The organism is Micromonospora sp. NPDC023737 (assembly GCF_040639715.1).
Classification (GTDB): Bacteria; Actinomycetota; Actinomycetes; order Mycobacteriales; family Micromonosporaceae; genus Micromonospora.
This window is the reverse complement of sequence record NZ_JBFAAL010000021.1, coordinates 38,075-60,586: the sequence shown is the minus strand read 5'-3', so window position 1 is coordinate 60,586 and position 22,512 is coordinate 38,075. Positions and strand designations below refer to the sequence as shown.

21 protein-coding genes and 2 pseudogenes are annotated in these 22,512 nt (G+C 67.6%); 11 read left to right on the top strand and 12 right to left on the bottom strand.

The genetic code is table 11. The annotated features are described in order from the left end of the window. Window positions 1-13: 13 nt before the first annotated feature. From AB0F98_RS28855 to AB0F98_RS28845, 3 genes are all read right to left on the bottom strand, one after another. Window positions 14-232 carry a hypothetical protein gene (locus AB0F98_RS28855; RefSeq protein WP_357741719.1) on the bottom strand — a complete coding sequence of 73 codons (219 nt, stop codon included), beginning with the start codon at window positions 230-232 and terminating at the stop codon, window positions 14-16. A gap of 84 nt (window positions 233-316) precedes the next feature. Then, window positions 317-652 (bottom strand): hypothetical protein, encoded by a 336-nt coding sequence (locus tag AB0F98_RS28850; RefSeq protein WP_357741716.1) that lies wholly within the window; start codon window positions 650-652, stop codon window positions 317-319. Beyond that, entirely contained in the window at window positions 649-888 is a 240-nt protein-coding gene (locus AB0F98_RS28845) for a hypothetical protein (RefSeq protein ID WP_357741713.1), read from the bottom strand. The genes AB0F98_RS28850 and AB0F98_RS28845 overlap by 4 nt, the downstream gene beginning before the upstream one ends. Window positions 889-1,168: 280 nt before the next feature. Here AB0F98_RS28845 and AB0F98_RS28840 point away from each other — a divergent pair, with 280 nt between their 5' ends. The 3 genes and pseudogenes from AB0F98_RS28840 (at window position 1,169) to AB0F98_RS28830 (ending at window position 5,217) form a co-directional block, all read left to right on the top strand. Further along, window positions 1,169-2,401 carry a helix-turn-helix transcriptional regulator gene (locus AB0F98_RS28840; RefSeq protein ID WP_357741710.1) on the top strand — a complete coding sequence of 411 codons (1,233 nt, stop codon included), beginning with the start codon at window positions 1,169-1,171 and terminating at the stop codon, window positions 2,399-2,401. A gap of 3 nt (window positions 2,402-2,404) precedes the next feature. Beyond that, window positions 2,405-3,121, top strand: a complete 717-nt coding sequence (locus AB0F98_RS28835) for a creatininase family protein (protein WP_357741707.1) — start codon at window positions 2,405-2,407, stop codon at window positions 3,119-3,121. Window positions 3,122-4,028: 907 nt separating this feature from the next. Then, window positions 4,029-5,217: pseudogene (locus tag AB0F98_RS28830) on the top strand (prolyl oligopeptidase family serine peptidase). Here the strand turns inward: AB0F98_RS28830 and AB0F98_RS28825 are convergent. Next, window positions 5,190-6,575, bottom strand: a complete 1,386-nt coding sequence (locus AB0F98_RS28825; RefSeq protein ID WP_357741704.1) for a helix-turn-helix transcriptional regulator — start codon at window positions 6,573-6,575, stop codon at window positions 5,190-5,192. The pseudogene AB0F98_RS28830 and the gene AB0F98_RS28825 overlap by 28 nt on opposite strands. Before the next feature lie 538 nt (window positions 6,576-7,113). Here AB0F98_RS28825 and fxlM point away from each other — a divergent pair. The 6 genes from fxlM (at window position 7,114) to AB0F98_RS28795 (ending at window position 13,670) form a co-directional block, all read left to right on the top strand. Further along, window positions 7,114-8,355, top strand: a complete 1,242-nt coding sequence (gene fxlM, locus AB0F98_RS28820; protein ID WP_357741701.1) for a methyltransferase, FxLD system — start codon at window positions 7,114-7,116, stop codon at window positions 8,353-8,355. Between the two features lie 12 nt (window positions 8,356-8,367). Then, window positions 8,368-8,523 (top strand): FxLD family lanthipeptide, encoded by a 156-nt coding sequence (gene fxlA / locus AB0F98_RS28815; RefSeq protein WP_088643751.1) that lies wholly within the window; start codon window positions 8,368-8,370, stop codon window positions 8,521-8,523. A 68-nt stretch (window positions 8,524-8,591) separates the two neighbouring features. Beyond that, window positions 8,592-11,339 (top strand): lantibiotic dehydratase, encoded by a 2,748-nt coding sequence (locus tag AB0F98_RS28810; RefSeq protein WP_357741698.1) that lies wholly within the window; start codon window positions 8,592-8,594, stop codon window positions 11,337-11,339. Then, window positions 11,336-12,406: a lanthionine synthetase C family protein gene (locus AB0F98_RS28805; protein WP_357741695.1), complete on the top strand. Its 1,071-nt coding sequence runs from the start codon at window positions 11,336-11,338 to the stop codon at window positions 12,404-12,406. The genes AB0F98_RS28810 and AB0F98_RS28805 overlap by 4 nt, the downstream gene beginning before the upstream one ends. Before the next feature lie 13 nt (window positions 12,407-12,419). Next, the gene (locus AB0F98_RS28800; RefSeq protein ID WP_357741692.1) at window positions 12,420-13,202 is read left to right on the top strand and encodes a thiopeptide-type bacteriocin biosynthesis protein; all 783 of its coding nucleotides are present in this window, start codon (window positions 12,420-12,422) and stop codon (window positions 13,200-13,202) included. Between the two features lie 33 nt (window positions 13,203-13,235). After that, complete coding sequence (locus AB0F98_RS28795; RefSeq protein ID WP_357741689.1) at window positions 13,236-13,670, top strand: NUDIX domain-containing protein; 435 nt, start codon at window positions 13,236-13,238, stop codon at window positions 13,668-13,670. A gap of 186 nt (window positions 13,671-13,856) precedes the next feature. On the opposite strand, the gene AB0F98_RS28790 is transcribed toward AB0F98_RS28795, so the two are convergent. Continuing rightward, window positions 13,857-14,708 (bottom strand): abortive infection family protein, encoded by an 852-nt coding sequence (locus AB0F98_RS28790; protein ID WP_357741686.1) that lies wholly within the window; start codon window positions 14,706-14,708, stop codon window positions 13,857-13,859. Window positions 14,709-15,165: 457 nt separating this feature from the next. On the opposite strand from AB0F98_RS28790, the pseudogene AB0F98_RS28785 reads away from it, so the two are divergent. Further along, window positions 15,166-16,317: pseudogene (locus tag AB0F98_RS28785) on the top strand (IS3 family transposase). Further along, window positions 16,314-16,823 carry a transposase gene (locus AB0F98_RS28780; protein ID WP_357741683.1) on the top strand — a complete coding sequence of 170 codons (510 nt, stop codon included), beginning with the start codon at window positions 16,314-16,316 and terminating at the stop codon, window positions 16,821-16,823. The pseudogene AB0F98_RS28785 and the gene AB0F98_RS28780 overlap by 4 nt, the downstream one beginning before the upstream one ends. Here AB0F98_RS28780 and AB0F98_RS28775 read toward each other — a convergent pair. The 7 genes from AB0F98_RS28775 to AB0F98_RS28745 form a co-directional block, all read right to left on the bottom strand. Then, a complete protein-coding gene (locus tag AB0F98_RS28775) occupies window positions 16,772-17,374 on the bottom strand; it encodes a transposase family protein (RefSeq protein ID WP_357741680.1) in 603 nt (200 codons plus the stop codon). The genes AB0F98_RS28780 and AB0F98_RS28775 overlap by 52 nt on opposite strands. A gap of 239 nt (window positions 17,375-17,613) precedes the next feature. After that, complete coding sequence (locus AB0F98_RS28770; RefSeq protein WP_357741677.1) at window positions 17,614-17,757, bottom strand: hypothetical protein; 144 nt, start codon at window positions 17,755-17,757, stop codon at window positions 17,614-17,616. 216 nt (window positions 17,758-17,973) lie between these two features. Continuing rightward, window positions 17,974-18,597, bottom strand: coding sequence for a hypothetical protein (locus AB0F98_RS28765; RefSeq protein ID WP_357741674.1), 624 nt, complete (start codon window positions 18,595-18,597; stop codon window positions 17,974-17,976). Between the two features lie 524 nt (window positions 18,598-19,121). Beyond that, the gene (locus AB0F98_RS28760) at window positions 19,122-19,673 is read right to left on the bottom strand and encodes a DUF6461 domain-containing protein (protein ID WP_357741671.1); all 552 of its coding nucleotides are present in this window, start codon (window positions 19,671-19,673) and stop codon (window positions 19,122-19,124) included. 26 nt (window positions 19,674-19,699) lie between these two features. Continuing rightward, window positions 19,700-20,947, bottom strand: a complete 1,248-nt coding sequence (locus tag AB0F98_RS28755; protein ID WP_357741668.1) for a hypothetical protein — start codon at window positions 20,945-20,947, stop codon at window positions 19,700-19,702. 305 nt (window positions 20,948-21,252) lie between these two features. Then, window positions 21,253-21,879 (bottom strand): DUF4913 domain-containing protein, encoded by a 627-nt coding sequence (locus AB0F98_RS28750; RefSeq protein WP_357741664.1) that lies wholly within the window; start codon window positions 21,877-21,879, stop codon window positions 21,253-21,255. 147 nt (window positions 21,880-22,026) lie between these two features. Beyond that, entirely contained in the window at window positions 22,027-22,332 is a 306-nt protein-coding gene (locus AB0F98_RS28745; RefSeq protein WP_357741775.1) for a DUF4262 domain-containing protein, read from the bottom strand. Window positions 22,333-22,512: the final 180 nt, after the last annotated feature.

Sequence of the window (22,512 nt, the reverse complement as noted above, 5' to 3'; positions counted from 1 at the left end):
GCGAGAAGGCGTTTCATGTAACCAGAATTCGGGAATCCTTTTCGACTGTGGACAGTTGATGCCCCCCGGCGATCTGCTCGCAGGCGGCGGCGTAGGGCACCGTGTGCTGCAACACCGAGTGCCACACCGCGTCCACCGGGAGGGTCGGCACGACACGGCCGATCGACCCGTCCGGCAACGGCATCCCGAAGTTCGGGTTGTCGACGTTGTCGGCGTGTGCCTTCGCGAACACGAGGAACTGCTCGACGGCCTGTTCGGCGTTAGCTGCGGGGTCGAGGTGGAGGGCCTCTCACCCTCGGCCGCAGGCGGCGCACGATCACTGATCCTCCGTGATTGATCGCCGGAACGGACCCCACGCGACGAAGCGCGCGAACAAATCGCGTGGGCTCGGTCCGTCGCTCGGGTTCAAGTGGTATATGTCGTGCATCGCCTCGTACATCAGGCCCGCAAGGTAGATCGCCAGGGTTGCCTCTTGACGCGCGAACTCGGCCTTCAGGTGTAGTCGCGCAGATGCGCAGGGCCAAGGGTGGCCGCATGCCCGGCAGGCCCAGACGGGGCGCAGCGGAGTGTGTGGCGGGCTGGTTAGCGTGCGATGCCGTGGCCGGTCAGGATGTGGGCCGAGGCGCGGCGTGGGAAGTAGCTCTGAGGTCACCAGCGGCCCCCGTTCGCGCGGTACTGCTGAGCCGGCGTCAGGTTGCCGGCGCGGCCGGGCTGAAGGGTCGGGAAGACGGTCGTCTGCTGGCGCATCCACGCCGGCATGTTGGCTCCGCGCACTCGGCGAGGCAGCTTCGGCTTCTCCGCCCGCCGACAACGGAAGAACTGAATACGCACATTGACCTCCTCCTCGTTGGGAAGGGGTCGTCGCGAGATGTAATTCTGGATACTCATCAGACCCCCTCAAATATTCGAGTCCTGGCTAATCTCACGACTTCGCAGCTGACTGGTCAGCGAGGGCGACTGCTCTTTCCCGAACCGCCGCTAATGATTCCGCCCGGCATGCGGGCGGGTACCTCGGCAATGAGAATTGCGTACCGCGCCGGATGAGTCGATGGCATCGATGCGGACATACGATGTTGTCCGCATGCAACTGTCGACGTGGCGTTCGACCACGTACGGTCAGGCCTGTCCGGCTGCGGCAGCGACGGGCGAACGGCACTCAGGAGTACCGATGGCTCAAACACCACGACGACTGACCCCGCATCGATCGGCGCTGCATGGGTTCGGCGCGGCGCTGCGACAGTGGCGTGTGTGCCGCGGGCTATCCCAGCGTGCTCTAGGCGGCCTGGTGCACGTCAGCGCGGATCTCATCGGCAAGGTGGAGAAGGCCGAACGTTGGCCGTCCGCGCGACTCGTTGAGTCGTGTGAGGCTGCGCTGCAGACGGGTGGTGAGCTGGTCCGATTCCTGTCAGTCCTCGAACGTGAGCGTCGACTGACCGGCGTCGGCTATAGCTGGGCCGAAAGTGCGGACGGCCAACTCCGGGCCGTCACGGATCATCCCGACGAGCCTGACCTGCTCCGCTCGTGGCACGAGCAGCTCGCCAATCTGGCCATTTCTGGAAACCGCACCGGATACGCCGGGATGGCGTCCACCGCCCATGCCAGGATCAACGCCGCAGCCGCTATCAGGCGGCGCCGCAGCTCAGCCGACCGCCGAGACGTGCTCATCGCGCAGGCACTGTGGGCCGAGTTCCTCAGCTGGATCGACGAGCAGAGCGACGCAGCCGAGGCGGACGCATGGTTGCGACGCGCTCAGCAGCACGCCGTCGAAGCCAACGCGCCAACGCTAACGAGCTACGTCCTGATGAGGCAGAGCCAACGCGCCCTCGAGCGCTTTGACCCGGGTAATGCCGCTGCACTGGCGCAGCGGGCGCTGGAGGAGGATCTGTTACCAGGCCGTATCCGCACTCTGCTGCTGGTCCGCCAGGCCCAGGCTTACGCGATGGGAGGTGACCAGGACGCCTTTGCAGCCAGCATCGACAAGGCACACAGGGTCGCTGGCAGCGCCGACTGGGACTCGGAACTACCGATCGATGTTGGCGGCCACTGCGACCCGATGTGCGTGACTGCCCACGAAGCGCAATGCCGCCTGCTCCTCGGCCAACCGGCGGCTGCAGTCGATCTCTACGAGCAACTTCTGCGCCATTGGCCAGATCAGTGGCGCGTTGACGAGGCCCTTTGGCGATCGGCCCTGTCCACCGCCTACGTCAACAGTGGCGACGTCGAGCGCGCGGCGACCGAGGCCACCAGAGCCCTCGCCTTGGCCACTGACACCTCGTCCGCGCGGGCTCTGCGCTGGTTGAACCCGACAGCGGTAGCCCTTCGACAGCAGCCAGCCGTTCCCGCGGCCGCGGCCTTCGTGCTCGCCTATCGGCAGGCGACTCTCGAAGCGTGCAACCATTAGCCCGTGGATCTGATCACCACGGCGACGAGCACCGACGAGTCCGAGCGAGCGGCGTCCGTCGCGGTCCTCCCGGTCGGGAGTTTCGAACAGCACGGCGCCCACCTGCCGCTGCTGACGGACACCATCGTGGCATGCGCGATCGCGAAGGCGGTCGCCGAGTGCTACGGCCTCTTTCTGCTGCCGCCTGTGACGATCTCCTGCTCCCACGAGCACGCGGCGTGGCCTGGAACGGTCAGCATCAGCGCAACCACTCTGGCCGCTGTGGTCGTTGACATCGCTGAATCCCTGCGTGAATCCGGCATCGATCGGCTCGCTGTGATCAACGGACACGGCGGGAACTACGCGCTTGCCAACGTCGTTCAGGAAGCCAACGTCGCCGGCCCGAGGATGACTCTGTTCCCCGCTCGGGCCGACTGGGATGACGCTCGAGTTGTCGCCGGCCTACACAGCACAGCCCACCAGGACATGCACGCTGGTGAGCTCGAGGTTTCGCTGCTTCTGCACGTCGCGCCCGAGGTGGTGCGTGATGGCTTCCAGCATGCTGACCACCTAGCGGACGATCGACGTCACCTCCTCACGCGGGGCATGAGTGGCTACACCACCAGCGGCGTCATCGGTCTGCCGTCCCACGCCACCGCAGCCAAGGGCAAAGCCATACTCGAAGACCTTGTTCGCTCCTTCGCCGACCATCACGGCCTCCTGCCGAGACCCAAGGCATGATCAGTAACGATGCTGAACGAGAGCTGTTGTCCGCATCGACGATGCCCCGGGAGAGCGATCGGGCGGAGGCAGTTCGCAAGGTGATCCGGGGGGGGGGGGGGCAGGGACGAGGTGCTCGGACGTAGAGTCGGCCACGTCTAGGCGCTCACGCCGGCCCGGAAGACCGCAGCCTGCCGGTGGCCGCGCCGGTGTCCCGGCGCCCGGTTGACGAGCCCGCCGTCGTCCGGCCCGCGTGGAAGTTGTTCGAGGAGGACCCGTGATGAGGCTGGGCGACAGGATCGCTGAAGTGTCGTTGGACGACGCCGTTCGCGCCTCCGTTAGCCATGACCAGCTGCGTACCGGTGACGACGGCCTGTACTGGCTGGAGACTCGCCCCGACGCTGGCGGGGGTACGACGGTGACGCGTTGGCGGCCCGGCGAGGGCAAGCGTGATGTCAGTCCGGCGGGCTTCGATGTCGCCAGTGGCGTTCACGCGTACGGGGGCGGGTCGTTCGCTGTCGCCGAGGGGACGTTGTGGTGCGTCGGCGGAGATGGCCTCTACCGGAGCTGTCGTCACGGCGATGAACGTGAATTGGTTAGCCGTGGATGCTTCGGTGACCTGACGGTCGGCGACGGCGAGTTGCTGGCTGTGCGGGAGTCGGGGCAGGGTGACGAACTCGTCGCGGTGTCGTTCACCGGTGCTCCGCAGATGCGGACTCTTGTCTCGTCCCGGGGGTTTCTTGGTGCGCCTCGGCCGGGTCCGGGTTGGTTGGCTTGGACCGCGTGGAGCGAGCGGGACATGCCCTGGGACGCGTGTGAGGTGTGGGTGGCGTCCTACTCGCCGCGTGGTTCGGTCGAGAGCGCCGTGAGATTGGCCGGCGGTCCGGATGAATCGGCGGTTGAGCCGCGGTGGGGACCCGACGGGACGTTGTACTTCGTGTCGGACCGCAGTGGCTGGTGGAACCTCTACCGGTGGGACGGCCACCGGGTGGAGGCGGTAGCACCGATGGCGGGTGAGTGCGCCGCGGAGCCATGGGAGCTGGGTTACGCGTCGTATGGCTTCCTCGACGACGGTCGGATCGTCGTGGCGGTGCAGGAGGGGCCGCGACACCGCCTCGTCGTCGTCGAGGCCGACGGCACTGTCCGCCCGGTCGACCTGCCGTACACGTCGATCAAGCCGTGCCTCGCCCTCCAAGGGACGACGGTGGCGTTGATCGGATCGTCACCGACCGTAGCCCCTCAGGTCGCTCTCGTGGACCTGGCTGACGCTGACCCCCAGGTGGAGGTGCTTGCCAGGTCGGAGCACGCCGCACTCGCCGGGGCGTGCGTTTCGACGCCGACGGAGCTGCGCGTTCGAGTGGCCAGTGGTCGGGAGGTGCTTGCCCTGGTGTATCCGCCGACGGGCTCGGCGGCGGACTGGCAGGCACCGGTGATCGTCCGGGCGCATCCTGGGCCGACCGCCTCCTGCCTGCTGCGCCTGAATTGGCAGGCGCAGTTCTTCACCAGTCGCGGGTTCGCCGTCGTTGATGTCGACTACCTGGGTAGCACCGGGTACGGCCGGGCTTTCCGGGAATCGCTGTACGGCCGGTGGGGCCTGGACGACGTCGATGACTGTGCGGCGGTGGCGGTGCACTTGCTGTCGACGGGGCGGGCGGTGCCGGGGCAGCTGTTCATCCGTGGTGCCAGCGCCGGGGGCTACACCGCGTTGCACGCGGTGGCACAGGAAGGCCCGTTCGCCGCTGCCACCGCCGTGTCGGCGATCGTCGATCCTAATAGGTGGGCGCAGACGGTGCCCCGGTTCCAGCGGGCGCACGCGACGCGGCTGCGCGGGGGCGCCGGCCCCGTCCGTGCCGCCGAAATCCAACGGCCGGTGCTGCTCATTCACGGCACCGCCGATGAGGTGGCCGTAGTCGAGGGTGTATGCGAACTCGCCGACGAGTTGACGTCTCTCGGCATGGCACCCGAGGTGTTGCTCCTTGCTGGTGTCGGTCACTATGTGGCGTCGTCCCGGCGAGCAGACGCGGCGCTGGAGGCGGAGCTCGCTCACTACCGCTCCGTGATGACGGGTGCGGCCAACGATAAACGGGGGTTACACAGCGGCCAGCGGTAGTCGGTGACGCACGTACTCGCCGAACTCGCGGACCTCCGGCTCACACCGGTAGGGCTCAAGGTCGGCCTGTACCTCGACGATGCGCTGCAGGCAGCGGTGTGAGGTGGTTCGTGCCGCGTAGTCGACTGCCTCGCGTGCGGTGGCGCAGGCTTCGTCGATGCGCCCGGCGGCGACCAGCGACGAAGCTAGGAGCGCGGTGTCGATGGCGAGTCGCCGGACGTGAGTGGGGCTCAAGGCGGTGAGAGCGTCGCCCAGGTGCCGTTGGGTCTGCTGCGGTCGGCCCAGGTCATGGAAGCAGTGGGCGATCTCGTCGGCGAAGTACGCCGCGTCGAAGTACCGGATCCACGCCGGCTCGTCCTCGGGCTTGCTGCGGGCCAGTTGCCTCTCCGCGATGTCGAGGTGGAGCAGGCAGTCGCCCTCGCATCCAAGGCGGGCGTGCGTGCGCGCCACTACCGCGTGCAGCGCGGCTGCCACTGCCGGCGTCGCCCGGGTCTCGCTTCCTCTCACCGCCGTCAGCGCCATCCTGCGTGCCGGCTCGGCGTGGCCGCAGTGCAGCGCGAGGTGGCCGATGTTCACGGCGAGCAGGTAGCTGCCGTACAGGCGGTCGTCGGCGGCTTCCGTCAGACGTAGAGCGCGAAGGTAGCGGCGCTGGGCGAGGCCATGAGCGCCCGTGTCGACCGCCTGATACCCGCAGAGCTCGAAGAATCCCGCCGCCAAGGTGTAGAGGTGCCGACCGATCGCCTCCGAGGCGGGCGGGCTGGCCAGTAGCCGGTTCAGTTCGCGTTCGACGTACCGCTGCACCTGAGCGTGGACTCGTCCGGCCCCGTGGGTGTGATCCAACTGGCGGAACTTCGCCAGGACGGTCTCAGCGGAGTCGAGATCCTCTTCGCAGACCTGATCAGGCGAACCGGCTCGGCCGGCCACGGACAGACGGGGTCCCGCTGGAGCGTTCAGCCAGTCCAGCGCGGCGCGGTCAAGAACGCCGGGCTGGAAGGGAACACGGACGACCATGTCCGCCACCCCGGACGTCTCCGACGCTCGGGCGGCCAGCAGGCTGCCGGCGTTGGTAGGACCGCTCGGGGAAGCTGTCCGCATACCCTCATTGGCGCGACTTCCCTCAAGAAGCGGCAGCAGGCGGATCAGCGCCCCTCCGGCCACCAACGCCGTGTCGCAGGATTCAACGAATTCCCGGGATGGGAAACGGTCCGCTGTCTCGACCCGACGCACCAGGTCAGCGCTGAACCGAATCATCGCGCCGAGTCGCGCCTGCGAGAGGTTGGCCCGCTCCCGCAGCCGACGCAGCTCGGCACCGAAGAAGTGGCGCTCAGACAGGGACGGCTGAAGCATCCGCGGGGTCTGGCCCATAGCACCGCCTCCTCTGGCTGTTCACACCACCATGGCGATGATCAGCATGGATATCGCGCACATAGGGTCACTCAGTGTTCAGCGCGGCGCAACCGAGAACACCGACATGCGTAGATGCAAGAGAAGCTCGTCGGTGGCGCACATGCGGACAACCGCTTCGTCCGCATGCTTGGCATTCACTCCACCGACTCGACGGGCGAGTGTGGAGACGGGCCTGGCTACTCGTCAGATCCGCCCCTGACTCGAACGAGCGAGGGAGGTTGCAGTGGAGCAGGAGACATTTCGCCGCCGTGATCTTGATACACGTCGGCCGTGTCCTCGGCCTACCACCGTACGAGCGGTTATGCGTATGGGCATCGCTGCATATGCCTGACCGTTACGCGGGCCAGCGGGACGCAACCTGCGACCGGCACCACATCGACTTCAGACTTCCAGGTGACTTGGCGAGTCCAGCGGCTTGACGCTCGGTTGAGCCCGAAAAGAGCGGAACGGTGGGCCATCCGATCGGGCGGCCCTGATGGAAGGGGAGAACACCCGAATGAGTGTCGACACGGCGAGCGGCGAGGACCTCCACGCCGCAATGGTCGATCAGCTCGTCGCTGATCACGCGGAGAAAGGGCTGATCCTGCGGCCCGAGGTGGAGGCGGCACTACGGTCCGTGCCACGCCATCTCTTCACACCGGATGCCGCGTTGACGGAGGCGTACCGGGCCGGCCAGGCCGTGGTGACCAAGCGGATCGGCGACGAGGCCGTCAGTTCGGTGTCGGCGCCGTGGCTCATCGCGGAGATGCTCGGTCAGGCCGCCGACGCCGTCGACGGCGGGTTGGCCGGCCGGCACGTCCTGGAAATCGGTTCCGGCGGATACAACGCCGCGCTGCTGCGCGAGCTGGTCGGCCCGTCGGGCTCGGTCACGACCGTTGACATCGATCGTGAGGTGACCGACCGGGCCACCGCCTGCCTCACCATGGCGGGTTACGACGACGTGGTCGTGGTGTGTGCGGACGCCGAGCAACCGGTCAACCCGGACCGTTCATACGACCTGATCATCGTCACGGTCGGCGCCTGGGACATCTCACCGGCCTGGACCGCGCAGCTCGCCGATAACGGAACGCTGGTCGTACCGCTGCGGACGTTCGGGATGACCCGCTCATGGGCGATGCGTCGGACGAGGGACCGGCTGGTCAGCCACAGCCAGCGGTTGTGCGGGTTCGTGTCGATGCAGGGCGCCGGGGCACATCAGGTGCGGTACGTCGACATCGCTGACGGGGTGCACCTGCGGCTGGACGAGGACCAGCAGGTCAATCGCCACGCCGTCGGTGAGCTGTTGGCGCAGCCGCAGACGCAGGCATGGGCCGGGGTGAGCCTGCCCCCTCGTACCGTCCTGGCTGACCTCGACCTGTGGCTGGCGACCCGCATCACCGATGCGGGACAGCAGTTCGTTGTTCTCACGGCTCAGCAAGAGGCCGTCGATGCGGGCGTCGTCGCCCCGGCGTGGCGCTTCGGCACACCGGCCGCCCTCAACAACGGCGCGATCTGCTACCGCTCGACGCTGCGCTGGAACGACGACGACATGTTTGACCTCGGCGCCTCTGCACATGGGCCCGACGCCGCGTCGGCGGCCGGTCGGATGGTCGGACAGATGCGCGCGTGGCTGGACGCGGGCAGCCCTTCACCGGTGCTGCACGTCCTGCCCGCTGGTACTCCCGACGGCGACCTGCCGGCCGGGACGGTGTTGGACAAGCGGCACAGCCGCTTCGTCCTCACCTTCACCCCCGCATAGAAGGGAACGCACGTGAACGACACCGACACCTCGGAGTTCGCCCTGGACGTCAGCCTGGTCGACGCCGGCCCCACCGCGGGCGGCTACGCCACCGCCACCGACGACGGGTGCGGCTCCGGCAACACCGGCTCCAACGCCTGCACCACGAAGTGCGACGGCGGCAACTGACCCATCCGTTCCTCTCACGATCGGGCCCGGCGCCGAGCGCGCCGGGCCCGCCGATTCGGTGGTGCATCATGGTTCCCGCAGCTGGTGCGGCGCTGATCAGAATCGCCGCCTACCCCAAGGGCCTCGTTCTGCCTCCCTGGCCCGACATGGCCCATGGTCATCCGGATCAGTGGCGCGAGTGGCTGGACAGGACGTGGACGCTGCCCGGGTTCGCGGCAGCCGTTACCGACGCGGCGCCGCAGCTGTCCAACCAGATCCAACGCACGCTGAGCGGGGAGCCGATGCCTCAGCAGCGACTGCGGCGCCTGGTGCAGTCAGCGGTCCGGTACCTCCTGCGCTGGACCACCCGTGCGACCCCGTTCGGCATGTTCGCCGGCGTGGCCCCGGTCCAGTTCGGCGCTCGCGCGGCGGTTCGCCTGGGCGAGGCTCATCGCGCGGTCTCCCGCCCCGACGGTCAGTTCATCGCCGAGCACACCGCGCGGGCCGAACATGACCTGGCCGCACTGCGCACCGTCGCCGTCGTGACTAACTCGTTGGGATACCGGCGCGGCGAAAGGTGGGTGCTGCCATGTGCCCAAGCCAGCGCCGATCGGCGGTGGGACGTCGAGGTCCGCCTGACCGGCCCGATCCGGGCGGCGATCCAGGCGGCGCGGTCCCCAGTCAGGTTCGCCGACCTCGCCGCGACGATCGCCGGAACCGCCAGCACCGCCGACGCCGAGCGGCTTCTGGCCGAACTGGTCCACACCGGGGTGCTGCTGTCGGCCCTCCGCCCACCCATGACCGCCACCGACCCGGCCTCCCACATCACCCGCCACTACGTCATTCCGGCGCCGGGCAGCCGGACCGCCGTCGATCTACGCGCTGACATCGCCGTGACCCTGCCACCGCCGGTACTGCAAGAGGCGGAACGGGCCTCGTCCACGCTCGTGGCGGTAGCGCCACCACCTTCCCCCGGATGGGCCGAGTACCACAACGCGTTCATCGAGCGATGGGGTCCAGGAGCGGCTGTTCCCATCCGTGAGGTGCTGAACGTGCTGGGCTTTCCGGCTGGCTACCGGGGATCCACTCGCCGCGCCCCAGCGCTGTTCACCGCCCGCGACCGGCTGCTCGGACAGCTCGCGCAGCAGGCCGCACTCGACGGCTGCGCCGAGGTGCTGCTCGACGATGCGCTGATCGACCGGCTGCGCGGGGATGACGACCGGCCGCCGATCCCGCACACCGAACTGCGGTTCACTCTCGCCGCCGACACTCCGCGCGATCTGGACCGCGGCGCGTTCACCCTGACCATGCTCAGCGGGTCCCGCCACGCCGGGGTGGCCGCGGCCCGGTTCCTGCATCTGCTCACCCCCGCCGAACTCGCCGGATTCCAGCAGGTCTACCGGCATCTGCCGACCGCCATGCCTGGCGCGGCCACGGTGCAGTTGTCCGGACCACCCCTTGACGCCCGCCTCACCGCAGTAGCCCGGACGCCCGAACTGCTGCCCGTCCTTCCTGTCGGCGAGCTTCAGCCGGCACCGCCGTACACGCTCGAGGACCTGGCGGTGACCGGCGACGGACGCCGGTTGTGGCTCGTATCGGCGGCCACCGGTCAGCCTGTCGAACCGCTGCTGTTCAACAGCGTGCTGCTGCCCACACTGCAGCAGCCGCTGATGCGGTTCCTGGCCGAGATCTGGACCGCGTGGACGACACCGTGCAGCCGGTTCGACTGGGGATACGCCAGCGGCCTGCCGTTCCTACCCCGCCTACGGCGCGGACGCACCATCGTGCACCCCGCCCGCTGGATCATCGACCACACCGCGCTTCCCGCTCAGGGCACCGGATGGCAGCAGTGGCGCGCCGCCTGGCAGCGACACCGCCACCAGCGGCACATCCCTCAGCAGGTCCTGGTCGGCGACGACGACATACGCATACGCCTTGACCTGGACAACCCCGCCCACCTGGCGGTTCTTCGCGACCACCTCGATCGGCATCCCCGCACCGTGGTCACTGAGGCTCCCCGGCCAGCGGGCTGGATCGACGAGCGCCCCGCCGAACTCCTGCTCACCCTCACCCATCCCGCGCCAGCCGCCCGACCAGCCCGACCAACCCGAACCGCCACCACTGTTCAGCACTGGCCTGGGCGGTCACGGTGGCTGGAGGCACATCTACACGGTCGGCTCGACGACATCCTGACCGACCTCGCCGGCCGCCCCGCCGACCACCTCCCAGCCGGCTGGTGGTTCCTGCGGTATGCCCACCCCGAGCCGCACCTGCGGCTGCGCATCCCGCTTCCGGGCACCGACTGGTTCGCCGACATCGCCCGCCATCTCGCCGGCTGGGTGCAGCACCTGCACGGTGAAGCCGTCGTACACGACTACAGCCTGCACCCGTACCGCCCGGAGACCCGCCACGGTGCCGCAGCGACCCTCGCCGCCGCCGAGCGGGTGTTCGCCGCCGACTCCCGTGCCGCCCTGCACCGGCTTAGTGGAGACCGCCAAGCCGCCACCGCCGCCGGGATGATCGCCCTCGCTAACAGCTTCACCGGCGACGGGCCGCGCTGGCTCGCCACCCACGTCGCCCACCGAACCGGTCCCCGCCTCGACCCCGCCCAGCTCGAACATGCCCGACGCCCAGTGCATGACGAGCGACTCGCGGCAGCGCTGGCCGCCTACCGGTCGTTGGTCGTCAGTGACGGGCTCGACCCCGACGCGGTGCTGGGTGACCTGCTGCACCTGCATCACGCCCGCATGATCGGCGTCGACCTGACCTCCGAACGGCACTGCCTGCGGCTGGCCCGAACCATCGCCCGCACCACCCTCGCCGGGCGTAAGCCGTGACCACGGGCCAGTCCCTCGCCGACGGCGAGGCCGGCATCGCCCTGCTGCACCTGGAAACCGGCAACTGGCCCGCAGCGTACGCGGCACTGCGCGACGCCACCGCCGATGGCGTCAGCATCGCCGACGGGGCCAGCCTCTTCTACGGCGCTCCCGCACTCGCCTTTGTCCTCGCCACCACCGACCATCCAGGGCTCGCCCAGGCACGAGCAGCCACCGCCGACGGCACCGCCACGGTGACCCGCCGACGACTCGACACTGCCCACCGCCGCATCGACCAACACCAGCAGCCGCACTACGCCGAGTACGACCTCATCCGCGGACTGACCGGACTCGGCGTCGTCCTGCGCCAGCTCGGCAATCACGACCTGCTCCGCCAAGTCCTGGACTACCTCATCCGGCTCACCGAACCGCAAGGCGAACTACCCGGCTGGTGGTGCTGGAACGGGCCCGAACGCCGCCAGCCACCGCCCGCCGGCGGTCACGCGAACTTCGGTATGGCGCACGGCATCACCGGTCCCTTGGCTCTGCTCGCCCTCACCCTTCGCGACGGCATCACCGTCGCCGGACAAACCACGGCGATCAAGCGCATCAGCCGATGGCTGGACGCCTGGCAGCAGCACACCGACCGCACGATCTGGTGGCCGCAAACCATCACCCTCACCGACCTACACCGCGGAACATCGGCCCAGCGAACCCCGCTGCGGCCGTCCTGGTGCTACGGCACCCCGGGCATCGCCCGCGCGCAGCAACTCGCCGCGCAGGCCCTGCACGACACCACTCGGCAGCGCCTCGCCGAGACCGCCTTCACCACCTGCATCACCGACCCCGCACAACTCCGACGGCTCACCGACCGAAGCCTGTGCCACGGCACCGCCGCACTGCTGGCCACCGCCCGCCGCATCGCCTCCGACGCCCTCACCCCCATACCCCTCGATCTCGTCAACGATCTACACCGGCACGCCACCCCCACCACCAACGAGCCCGAGGGACTCCTCGACGGAAAGGCAGGAGTCGACCTCGTCACCGCCACCACTACCGCCTGGGACGCCTGCCTCCTCCTCACCTGACGAAAGAGCCACCGTGGACCACACCCCCTGGCAACAAATCAACATCACCTTCCCCGACCCGACCGCCCGGCAGCGCGAGAAACAGGCCGTCGCCCACCTGCGCCGAGTGCTTCCCGCCGCCGAGACCGCCGGCCTGATCACCTCCTGGTGGTTCATCCGCAAAGGCGCCTGGCGCATCCGCTACCTCCCCACGAACAGCTCAGACAGCGGAGATCATGCCCGGCGACTGCTCACCGAAGGGGTTACCTGGGCCGGTGACATCTACGAACCCGAAACCCACGCGTTCGGCGGACACGACGCCATGACCACCGCTCACACGTTGTTCCACCACGACAGCCGGCACCTCCTCACCTACCTCCACGAGCACCCCACCACCCGGCGCGAACACTCGCTGATCTTGTGCACCGCCCTGATGCGCGCGGCAGGGCTGGACCTCAACGAGCAAGGCGACGTCTGGGCCCAAGTCGTCGAGCACCGCGCAGCACACCTCAACCAGTCACCCACAGCCGATGCCCCAAGGTGGGAGAGGTTCACCGGAGACGTTCGGAGCCTGCTGCTCGGCGCGCCTCGCACCCCCGGCGACTGGCACACCGCATTCGCACACGCCGGCGCAGCTCTACACCGCCAGCGGGAAAGGGGCACCCTCACCCGTGGCCTGCGGGCAGTAATCGCCTTACACGTGATCTTCCACTGGAACAGGCTCGGCCTACCCGCCACCACCCAGGCCACCCTCGCCCGAGCGGCCCAGGAAGCCATCTTCGGCCCGCCCGACACACACCTGCCAGACCCCGGGTAGACGCACCAGAGGAAAGGAGTGGAGGAAGGCACCGTGCCCGAGAAGGTGATCACCAACAAGGTTCTCTGCTACGTCGTGCGGGAAGGGCACTTGCTCGTCTTCCGACACACCGACTTCAGCTACGAGGAGGTAGGCATCCAGGTGCCCGGCGGCAGCGTCCACCCCGGTGAGGACCCGGCGGACGCGGCGCTGCGCGAGGCCCGCGAAGAGACCGGACTGACCGGCTTCACCGTCGTGCGCAAGCTGGGGGAGATTGAGTACGACATCAGCCCGCTCCGCCTCGAGATCCAGCGTCGCCACGTCTTCGAGTTGGCGCTGCACGGGCCGACGCCCGAGCGATGGGCGAGCCAGGAAGACCACGACGGCGAGCAGGAGCCCACTCAGTTCGAGTGCTTCTGGATACCGTTACGCACGGCGCACGTCCTGCAGTCCGGCCAGGGCGCCCTCGTGGGTCGGTTGTTCGGCTGACCGGAATCCCATCGGCAGCCAGAGGAACCGATCGGGAAGAGGAACTGCGCGAACTGGTCCAGCACAGCCCGTGCTGATGCGGGCGCTGGGCGTCGGTCGGGACTGCGCGGGACCGCAGGGAGCTGGTCTGACGGAGTCCGGCCCCTCGGCTCGATTGTTTCTTACCCATCCCGCGCAGGTGAGGGATCACCTTGCCGTGGCGCCTGCCTGCGCCCGCCAAGGTGCGGCCGGATCGGCGAGCGTGTCGAGGATGACCTGGCACCAGGTGTGCGCCGCTCCGACCGCGAGGTAACCGTGACGAGGACGCAGCCCTGTGCGGCGTGCGGCGTGGCCGGTGCCCCAGCCCTCGTTGCGCAGTTCACCGAGGCCGAGCGCGATGCCCGACAGCCCGCCGAGGATGCGCTTGACGGCCTGGCTGCCGTCCGGCCCCGGTGCGATGGTCTGCGGGTGAAGCCCGAGTTCGCGCTGCGCCCTGTCGATGAGCTGAGGCAGCTTAGCGGTCTTGCCGTCGAACGAGATGCCCAGCTCTTCGAGCACGGTCCTTGCGGTTGCCTCGACCAGTTCCTTCGCAGACCCGATGGCCTGGGCTGGGTCGCTCGGGAGTGCCCTGTTGATTCGCTCGAACGAGTCCAGGATCATCTCCGGGTCTCGCAGCGCGGTCAGCGCCCGTGGCATCGTCGCCGCAGCGGAGAGGGCGCTGTCTGACTTCGGGCTGATCCTGCCCTCAAGGTCGACGTCGAAGCCTTGCCGTTCCATAAACTTGCGGGTGCTCGCCAACGCTTCTGGTGGCATCGCGTCGATCAGCGTCTCGTACACACGCAGAACACGGTTCACGTGGGTGGGATCGGTCCAGTCCACGTTGTCCTCGAACTCACGCCAGAATCCTCGCCGCTCGCTGGTCTCGTCGTTCGGATCACCGGACGGCGTGAACCCTTGGTCCTCCCACATGCCCGCGATCAGCCAAAGGGTGCTGTAGCCGGCGCTGAGATCGCGAAAGTGGCGACGGACGGGTAGCGGCACGAGACTACGGATCGTCACGGTCGCCCAGAGTATCGAGGAACAGGCATCTCGGCGACCTGTTACGACGTGGATCAACGGCGCCAGACCGAGGGCCTCACTCGCGTCACCAGGATTCGTGCGACCTGGCTACGGACCGGTGATCTTCGATGATGTGCGCGGTGTGTGCTCTCCAGCGGATGCCAACCGGGGTGAACCGGTGCCAGTGTGGGTCACCGCGGCCGACCGCCGGTCGCAAACCGCGGTTCGTGTGCTCCGGAGGTGGTCCTGGGCTGGGAGAACGGGGGTCCGGGGAACGTGGGTGAACGTGGGCCACTCCCTGCCACCCCAGGTGAACCCCCAGGTCGCTAGACTAGGCGCTCGCGCCCTCGTAGCTCAGGGGATAGAGCGTCGGTTTCCTAACCCGACGGGGTCTGCTGCACCGATAGGTGACATCTGAGATGGCTTGCCCTGGTGGCGGGCTGGAAAGGATGTCGCTGTGCCCAAGCCCTACCCCCGAGAGTTCCGCGATGACGTCGTGCGTGTCGCTCGTGACCGCGAGCCAGGCGTGACGGTCGAGCGGATCGCCAAGGACTTCGGGGTGCACCCGATGACCTTGTTCAAGTGGCTGCGCCAGGCCGACGTCGACGCCGGCGCCGCGCCCGGCACGACCAGTGGCGAGTCGGCCGAGCTGCGCGAGGCGCGTAAGCGGATCAGGTTGTTGGAGCAGGAGAACGAGGTCCTGCGGCGGGCCGCGGCCTACTTGTCGCAGGCGAACCTGCCGGGAAAAGGCTCTACCCGCTCGTGAGCGAGCTGGCCGCCGACGGGATCCCCGTGGCGGTGACGTGCCGGGTATTGAACATCGCTCGTCAGCCTTACTACCGGTGGCTTGCTCACCCGGTCACCGACGCCGAACTGGCTGGAGCGTATCGGGCGGACGCGTTGTTCGACGCCCATCGCGACGACCCGGAGTTCGGCTACCGGTTCCTCGCCGACGAGGCCCGCGCTGCCGGCCAGCCGATGGTCGAGCGCACCGCCTGGAGAATCTGCTCCGGCATGGGCTGGTGGAGTGCGTTCAGCCGCAAGCGGCGGCGGGGTAAGGGCGGCAAGGTCGGTCCGCCGGTGCACGACGACCTCGTCCAGCGGGACTTCACCACCGACGGCCCGAACCGGTTGTGGCTGGCCGACATCACCGAACACCACACCGCCGAGGGCAAGCTGTATCTGTGCGCGATCAAGGACGTGTGGTCCAACCGGATCGTCGGCTACTCCATCGACTCACGCATGAAATCGAGGCTGGCCGTCAACGCCCTACACAACGCCGTAGCCCGCCGTGGTGACGTGGCCGGCTGCGTGCTGCACATCGACCGCGGGTCGCAATTTCGAAGCCGAAAATTCGTCCGAGCCCTCAACCAGCACCACATGACCGGGTCGATGGGCAGAGTCGGCGCCGCCGGCGACATTCTTCGGCCTGCTCCAGAACAACGTCCTCGACCGCCGAACCTGGACGACCCGGCAGCAGCTCAGGACCGCGATCGTGACCTGGATCGAGCGAACCTACCACCGCCGCCGACGCCAACGATCCCTGTCCCGGTTGACCCCTACCGAGTACGAGACCATCATGACCCCACCGGCCAGTCAGGCCGCGTGACTGAAACTGTCACCTATCGGTGCAGCAGACCCGAGTGCGAGAGTATCGACCACCTATCAGCGGCCGTCGAGGCCGCGTTCCAGCAACACCCGGACTACGAGATCATCACCAGCTTCCCTGGCATCGCAGCCCAGTCCGGCGCCCGGCTACTGGGAGAGATCGGCGACGACCCCACCCGCTTCGTCGATGCGCGATCGTTGAAGGCTTTCGCTGGCGCGGCTCCAGTGACGCGCGCTTCCGGCCGCAGCCTGGTCGTCTCCCAACGCCGGATCAAGAACGATCGACTTGCCGCGGTCGGCTTCACCTGGGGGCTCTCAGCGCTCAACCAGTCACCCGGCGCCCGAGCCCACTACGACCGACGCCGCACCGCCGGCGACGGTCACGCCGCCGCCTTCCGTCACCTGTTCAACCGCTTCCTCTGCTGCCTCCACCACTGCCTGACAACACGGCGGCACTACCGAGAAACAACAGCCTTCCCCACTTCAGTCCAAGCCACCATCGCTTGACAGCTACGCCTATCGGATGTCTTATCGGCGAAGGTCATCATGTCTGCCCTGGTCAGCGCCTCGATGATGCTGTGGGTCCGGGCTGCGGTCAGGTCATGGACCGAGCCGGGCAGGGCCGGCGAAGCCCAGACGAGGCGGCCGGCGGCATCGGCGATGACCTGCACGTTCACGCCGTGGCGCTTGTGTTTCCCGGAGTAGTACGGCTTCTGGTCGGCGACCCGGTCGATCGGAATCAGGGTGCCGTCCAGGATCGCATAGGCCAGTCGGCGGATCCGGTCCATGGCGGTGGCCAGGTCATCGGCGGCAGTCGCGAGCAGGGCTATGGCTTCCTGCACGTACCGCCATGCGGTGCTCACGCCGACCTTGAACCCGGCGGCCAGCCGGGTGTAGGTATCACCGTTGCGCAGGTGAGCCAGGGCGAGCAGTGCCTGCCGTCCCGCGTCGAGGCGCCGCCACCTGGATCGGCGCTGGTTGCGGTGGCTGCGAATGCGATCGGCCAGGTGGTTCAAGGTCCGGCTGGACAACGAGATCGTGGAGGGGTAGGACAGCACAGGCGAGGCTCCCGGTTGGGGCATCGGGTTTTGGTCGATTCGCTGTCTTACCTGGAGCCTCACCCTCATCGATCTGTGGCCCCCACCTACCAGCCTGACCTGCAAGATCAGGTTGGGAAGGGCTCGATGTGGGGCAGGTGGATCCCGTCCTCATCTGGGCCGGTCGACACGACTCCGGCCGAGCCGTTCCCGACGCAACGCTGATCGCCGCACGGATATGCCCAATGCCAAGATTCGCGTCAGCGATGACGCAGCCCACACGCCGTCTCCAGCCCGGCGCCTGCCTCGAGGACGTCCAGGACCAGTTCGGCCACGCCGACGCCCGCACCACCCGTCGCTATGACCACGGTGGCCAGCGACTCGACCGAGGCCCCGGCGTACACCCTCGCCGCTGACGACGGGCATTCCGCGGAATCAGCGAGGACGACGGCTGTCGACGAGCCGTTAGCTCGACCATGACCGGTTGCCTACGCGTCCGTGCCGGGATGGTGCAGCGAATGCCTGGTCGACCATTGTGGCCTGCGGGAATACGGGCTGAGAAAGTCTTGGTTGAGGTTAGGGGGTAGCCGTCGAGGCGGCACCTCACTTCTCGGTCGCCGCTAATCGAACAGCGGCTCCCCAGTCCTGATCTTCTTGCTGTGCTGGTCGGTGCGCTCGACAATCGTGCCCGAGGCATCACGAACCCAGATTTGCCCGTAGTTATCTCCGAAGAGCGCATAGATGTATCTGGGCGGATATCGGTCGCCTACGTAGAACAGAACCTGTTCCGATGGCGCCAGAACTTCCTTTTCAATGGAACTGATTCGGAACTTGCCGTCCGGGTTGCCTTCCGGGGCGGTCGTTAGCTCCCGATATTCTGGCGTTAGGGCGTGATGTCCAAGCTCCTCCTCCAGTTCGAGTCGGTCTACGGGGTCCACCTCAAAGCGGGCCACAACTTGTACCTTGTAGATCGGTAGCGCCGAGGTATTGACGACGTACGCCTCTACGCCATGCGCACCCTCAAGATTCATCCAGAAACCGACTGCAGACGCCTGCTGCCTTCTTGCGGCGATTTCAGTCCGCGCATCGCGGTCTGATTCCAGCCTGAACAGGCGATAGGCAACCGCACCGCCGATCGCGGCCAGGATGACGCCGGCCGTCGTCGCGCCAGCAGACACCCAGTTGGCAATCATCGACCATCTTGCGTAGGGGTCTTCGGCGACGTAGGCATGCATGTCCCACATGGGGAGACATGGTGGCAGTTCTCCGCAAGTACGAACAAGGCCAGTGGTCGGCCCACCAGAGGACGCTACCAGCGCGCTACCGGCCGCGTTACCAGACCGGCGGTAGCGTCGCCGGCGTGAACATGGACTGGGGCCGGCTGACACCGACGCTGTGCGCGGCGACTGGACCTGCCCCACCCACGGGCGGATCCGCCCGGACACGGGCGGGCCGATGCCGGCCTGCCCGCACTGCGGTGCCGTCGCCCACCAGGTCCGCGTCACCCGCGCGGGAGCCAGCGAGTTCGTCGCCCCCAACCCCGGCCACTGCTCCGGGCCCGGTTGGGCGCGGCTATCCGCCACATACCCCTCTGGCCAGCCTTGCCTTGCCGCCAGTTCACAAGATCGTCAGTCGACGGCCACCGCCGCCGGCCACATCTTCGACCATGGGCCAGGCTCGAGGCTCACTGCGTAGGAAGCACCGTGCTCGGCGATGGACGCCGCGGTGTCCGCTCGGCGCGAAGCGAACACCTCACCCAACCGAGCCTTCAGCGCCGGCCGGCCGGCTCGTTGCGTGTGCTTAGGGCCGTGGCAAGCGGGCCCTCCAGGGTCGCGCGATCGAGGTCTGCGCCGACCTCGTCTCCGACTACAGCGAGCGCCGCGACGATGCTGGGGTACGTCGGCAGGAGGGCCGCGATCCGTAGTCGCAACAGTCCGTCGACGTAGACTGACCCATTGGGCTCGAACATCTCGACCTTCTGCCCGTCAATGACGTCACGCACGATCACCATTCCGTCACCGCTTTTGGTGACCTGCAGCATTCGCGTGCCCTGTGACAGGCGCATGGTCGCTGGCCCCCGGTTCGCGATCGGAGCCCGGTCCTCGAAGCAGAAGACCCAGTTGTCGTACATTCCGAGCCGGAGCAACGCCCCGGGCCTGGTGATCGGATATGCCTGCTCGGCTTCAGCCAGCGTCATCACAGTCGGGGAGCTGGCACCCAGCGCTGCCGCGACTGCGGCCACTTCGCGGTCCCTTATAAAGGTGAGGCAGAAGCCGGCAAAGCGCTCCTGCCCCGCCCACATCCACTGTTCTACGTTCACCTCGAAAGGGTATAGGGCGTTTGCGCTTAGTCGACGAGGGTCAGCGTGTAGGGGTCCAGGTCGAGAACCCGCTGCTCCTGTGTGAACCGGCCAAGCGCGCCCCCGGCTCCCTCGTTCTCAGCCAGCGGGACATGACCGCGTACGCACTTCTCTGTCCCGGTGACCGGCTTGCTCGGGTTGGCTTCGTAGATCTGCCACTGTCCATCCTCAAGCAGCGGCACGATGTCCGCGCACAGCCCGCCGGGTGTACCGCCCTCGTAGGTCTTGGCGAACGGGTATTCGTCGCACGAGTCGTCGACCACGATCTCATCAGGGAGGGAGGTAAAAGTGGAGTCGCAAGTGCTGCGCCGGTTCGCGTTGGCAAGTGCGTCGTCGGCCAGCCGTCGCAGTGGCGTGGCACCGCCCCATCCATCAGGCAGCGTAACCTGGGCCCAGTAGTACGTGATTGCCGCCGCCCCGTACAGGCCCAGCGACACCTTGAAATCCGGACGGGCACCCGGGTAGACACAACCGGCGAAGTTCCCGACAGCGTTGTCGCATCGGATGTCGGTGACCCCGTCCCAGGAGGCGTTGGGCTGTCTGGGAGTGGCGTTAGGCACCGTGATGAACGCGTTGTACTTCGTGCGGGTGCTGTCTACAGCTCCCTTCGCGAGGGTCTCGCTGTAGTTGACCGTGCCGGAGACGGACTGCCCCTCGCTGAGCACCTTGGCCCCAGTCCACGGGGACGATTTCGTCGCGACGCAGCCGGACGTGCACGATGCCGCAAGGCTGACCGCAACCTGGGTAACCCGGTCTGTCGCGTCCGACAGCGTGACAGTTACCTGCTCTTCGAACGCCGACGAGGTCGCGTTGAGCGTGATGCTATGCACCATGCTCAGCGTGCCGGTCCCGATCGGCACGCCCTCGTCATTGAATAGTGTGCCGGTGACCGCCGTCTTGAGACATGACCCGAACCGTTCGTACCGCATCTCAACGGGTCCAGTGACCGCACAGGTGGATGCGTCGAGAACCGACATCTGACCACCGCTGCGGAATGCGGAAGGGTCCGTCCGTACGCAGAACTTAGTCGTTGCCGACGCTGGCGTGCATTCCTCCACCGAGGCAGCAGGTATCGGCATGGTGGCCGAGGTGGCGGGCCGGGTCGCTGTACTGCCGATGGTGCCCAGGAGTCTTCCGTGACTGTCGTCGGTTGCGGCCGAGGCGGCCGGCGCCCAGATGCCTGTGATCGCCACGACAGCGGCGCACACTGCCATGACATCGATACGTCGTTTCACCGGTGGAGTCCTTCCGCTGCTGACAAAAGGCGCGTAGGAGCCCGCGGATATAGATGCCGGAACCCCCGCCCAACATCAACATAGCATCGACGTTTCTCAAAGTTTGTGATGAAAATAACATTTAATGATCTCGAGTGGTTCGGGTTGAGTCCCGCTCCACGTGCCTCCTAGTTCTCAGGTTCGGGAAGCTGGGCGAGTACTTCTGTCGGCGCTGGCTCGACGGGCAGGGGTCGGGGTTCGGTGTGCTTGGTCGGGTTGAACGGGCCGTACTCGGCGTCGAGGTGCGGGACCAGGTGGTCGCGCCACTAGATACTCATGCCGGTCTGGGGGTCGCTGACCCGCAGCGTCTCCCAGGCTTGCCACAGGGGGTACGGGCGGGAGATCGCCTCGGGGTGGGCCCACCACCGGGGGTACCAGTTCAGCCCGGAGTCCAGCCCGGAGGTGAGGCGCTGCTCGACGGCGTGGGCGAGGTAGTCCCCGACGACGCCTCCACGTTGCGATACACCGGCTCCGTGCCGGCCTGCTCGCCGGCGGGAGGCTCGGGGTCGGGCGGTGCCGGGTCGCCGGCGAGCTGGCCGAGCAGCGCGCTGAGATTGGCGACGGCATCGGCTGCCGGATCGGTGGCAAGGTGCCGTCGTCGAGAGCTTCGATGTGGCCCTCTTCGCGGCCGACGGCGGCCAGGACCGCGACCGGCGCGACGGGCAGTCCGCCCGTTCCTGTGGTCTCGCTGAATCCGCTAGCCCGCCGCGAGCGACACGGCCAAGAAGAGCAGCTTGAGGACAGCACCGACGCTGGCCCGCCCCAAGCTGTGCCGGACGAGCCGGCGACGCGGCCCCGGTGGGCGGTAGCGAGGGCGGCAGAGGCGTAGCTGGTAATAACGGCCGCAGCGAAAATGGACGACGGCTATCAGGACGCTTCCCCAGCAGCCACAACGCCGAGGCCGGGTAACGGTGGCTTGATCTCAGCTACGGCGACGGACGTCACCTGTCGACGTGGGCCGGGAGATCCGCTCATGCCCGGGATCCGGGCGCCTGTTGGGGGCGCCCGGATCCCGGACACGACGCGGTTGGGTTATCCGCCTACAGGTGGGCGATCAGCGGCTGTACGTGCCGGTCGAGGTTGTACCCGTCGTCCCAGGGGAACCGGCCCTGTTGGTCGGGCCATACCATCTGCTGGAGGCGGACCTGGTCGCGGCCGTAGCGGGCGATCGCCATCCCGGGAAGCAGGTCGTCGGTGGGCGGCCCGTCGATGATGATCGCGTCGTAGCCGGCGATGAGGTCGCTGACGCGCTGGCCGTGGGTGAACCGTTCGGCCTTGTCGTAGACCCGAAGGGCCAAGTCGTTGAGCAGGCTGTGGGCGACCTCGGGCGGCAGGCCGGCGGTGATCAGTTCAGAGCCTTGGCGCGTGGGATGAGTTTTGGTACGCAGCTCAGCATGATCCTAAGAATGTCTGGGCTTATCTTAACCGCAAGCCTGCCGATAACCTTGAGATCACCTATATGGGATCGTACTCCATTAATTGGACGCTCGTAGAGGGCAAGCAGAGCGACGGTACTGCGCGTGTGA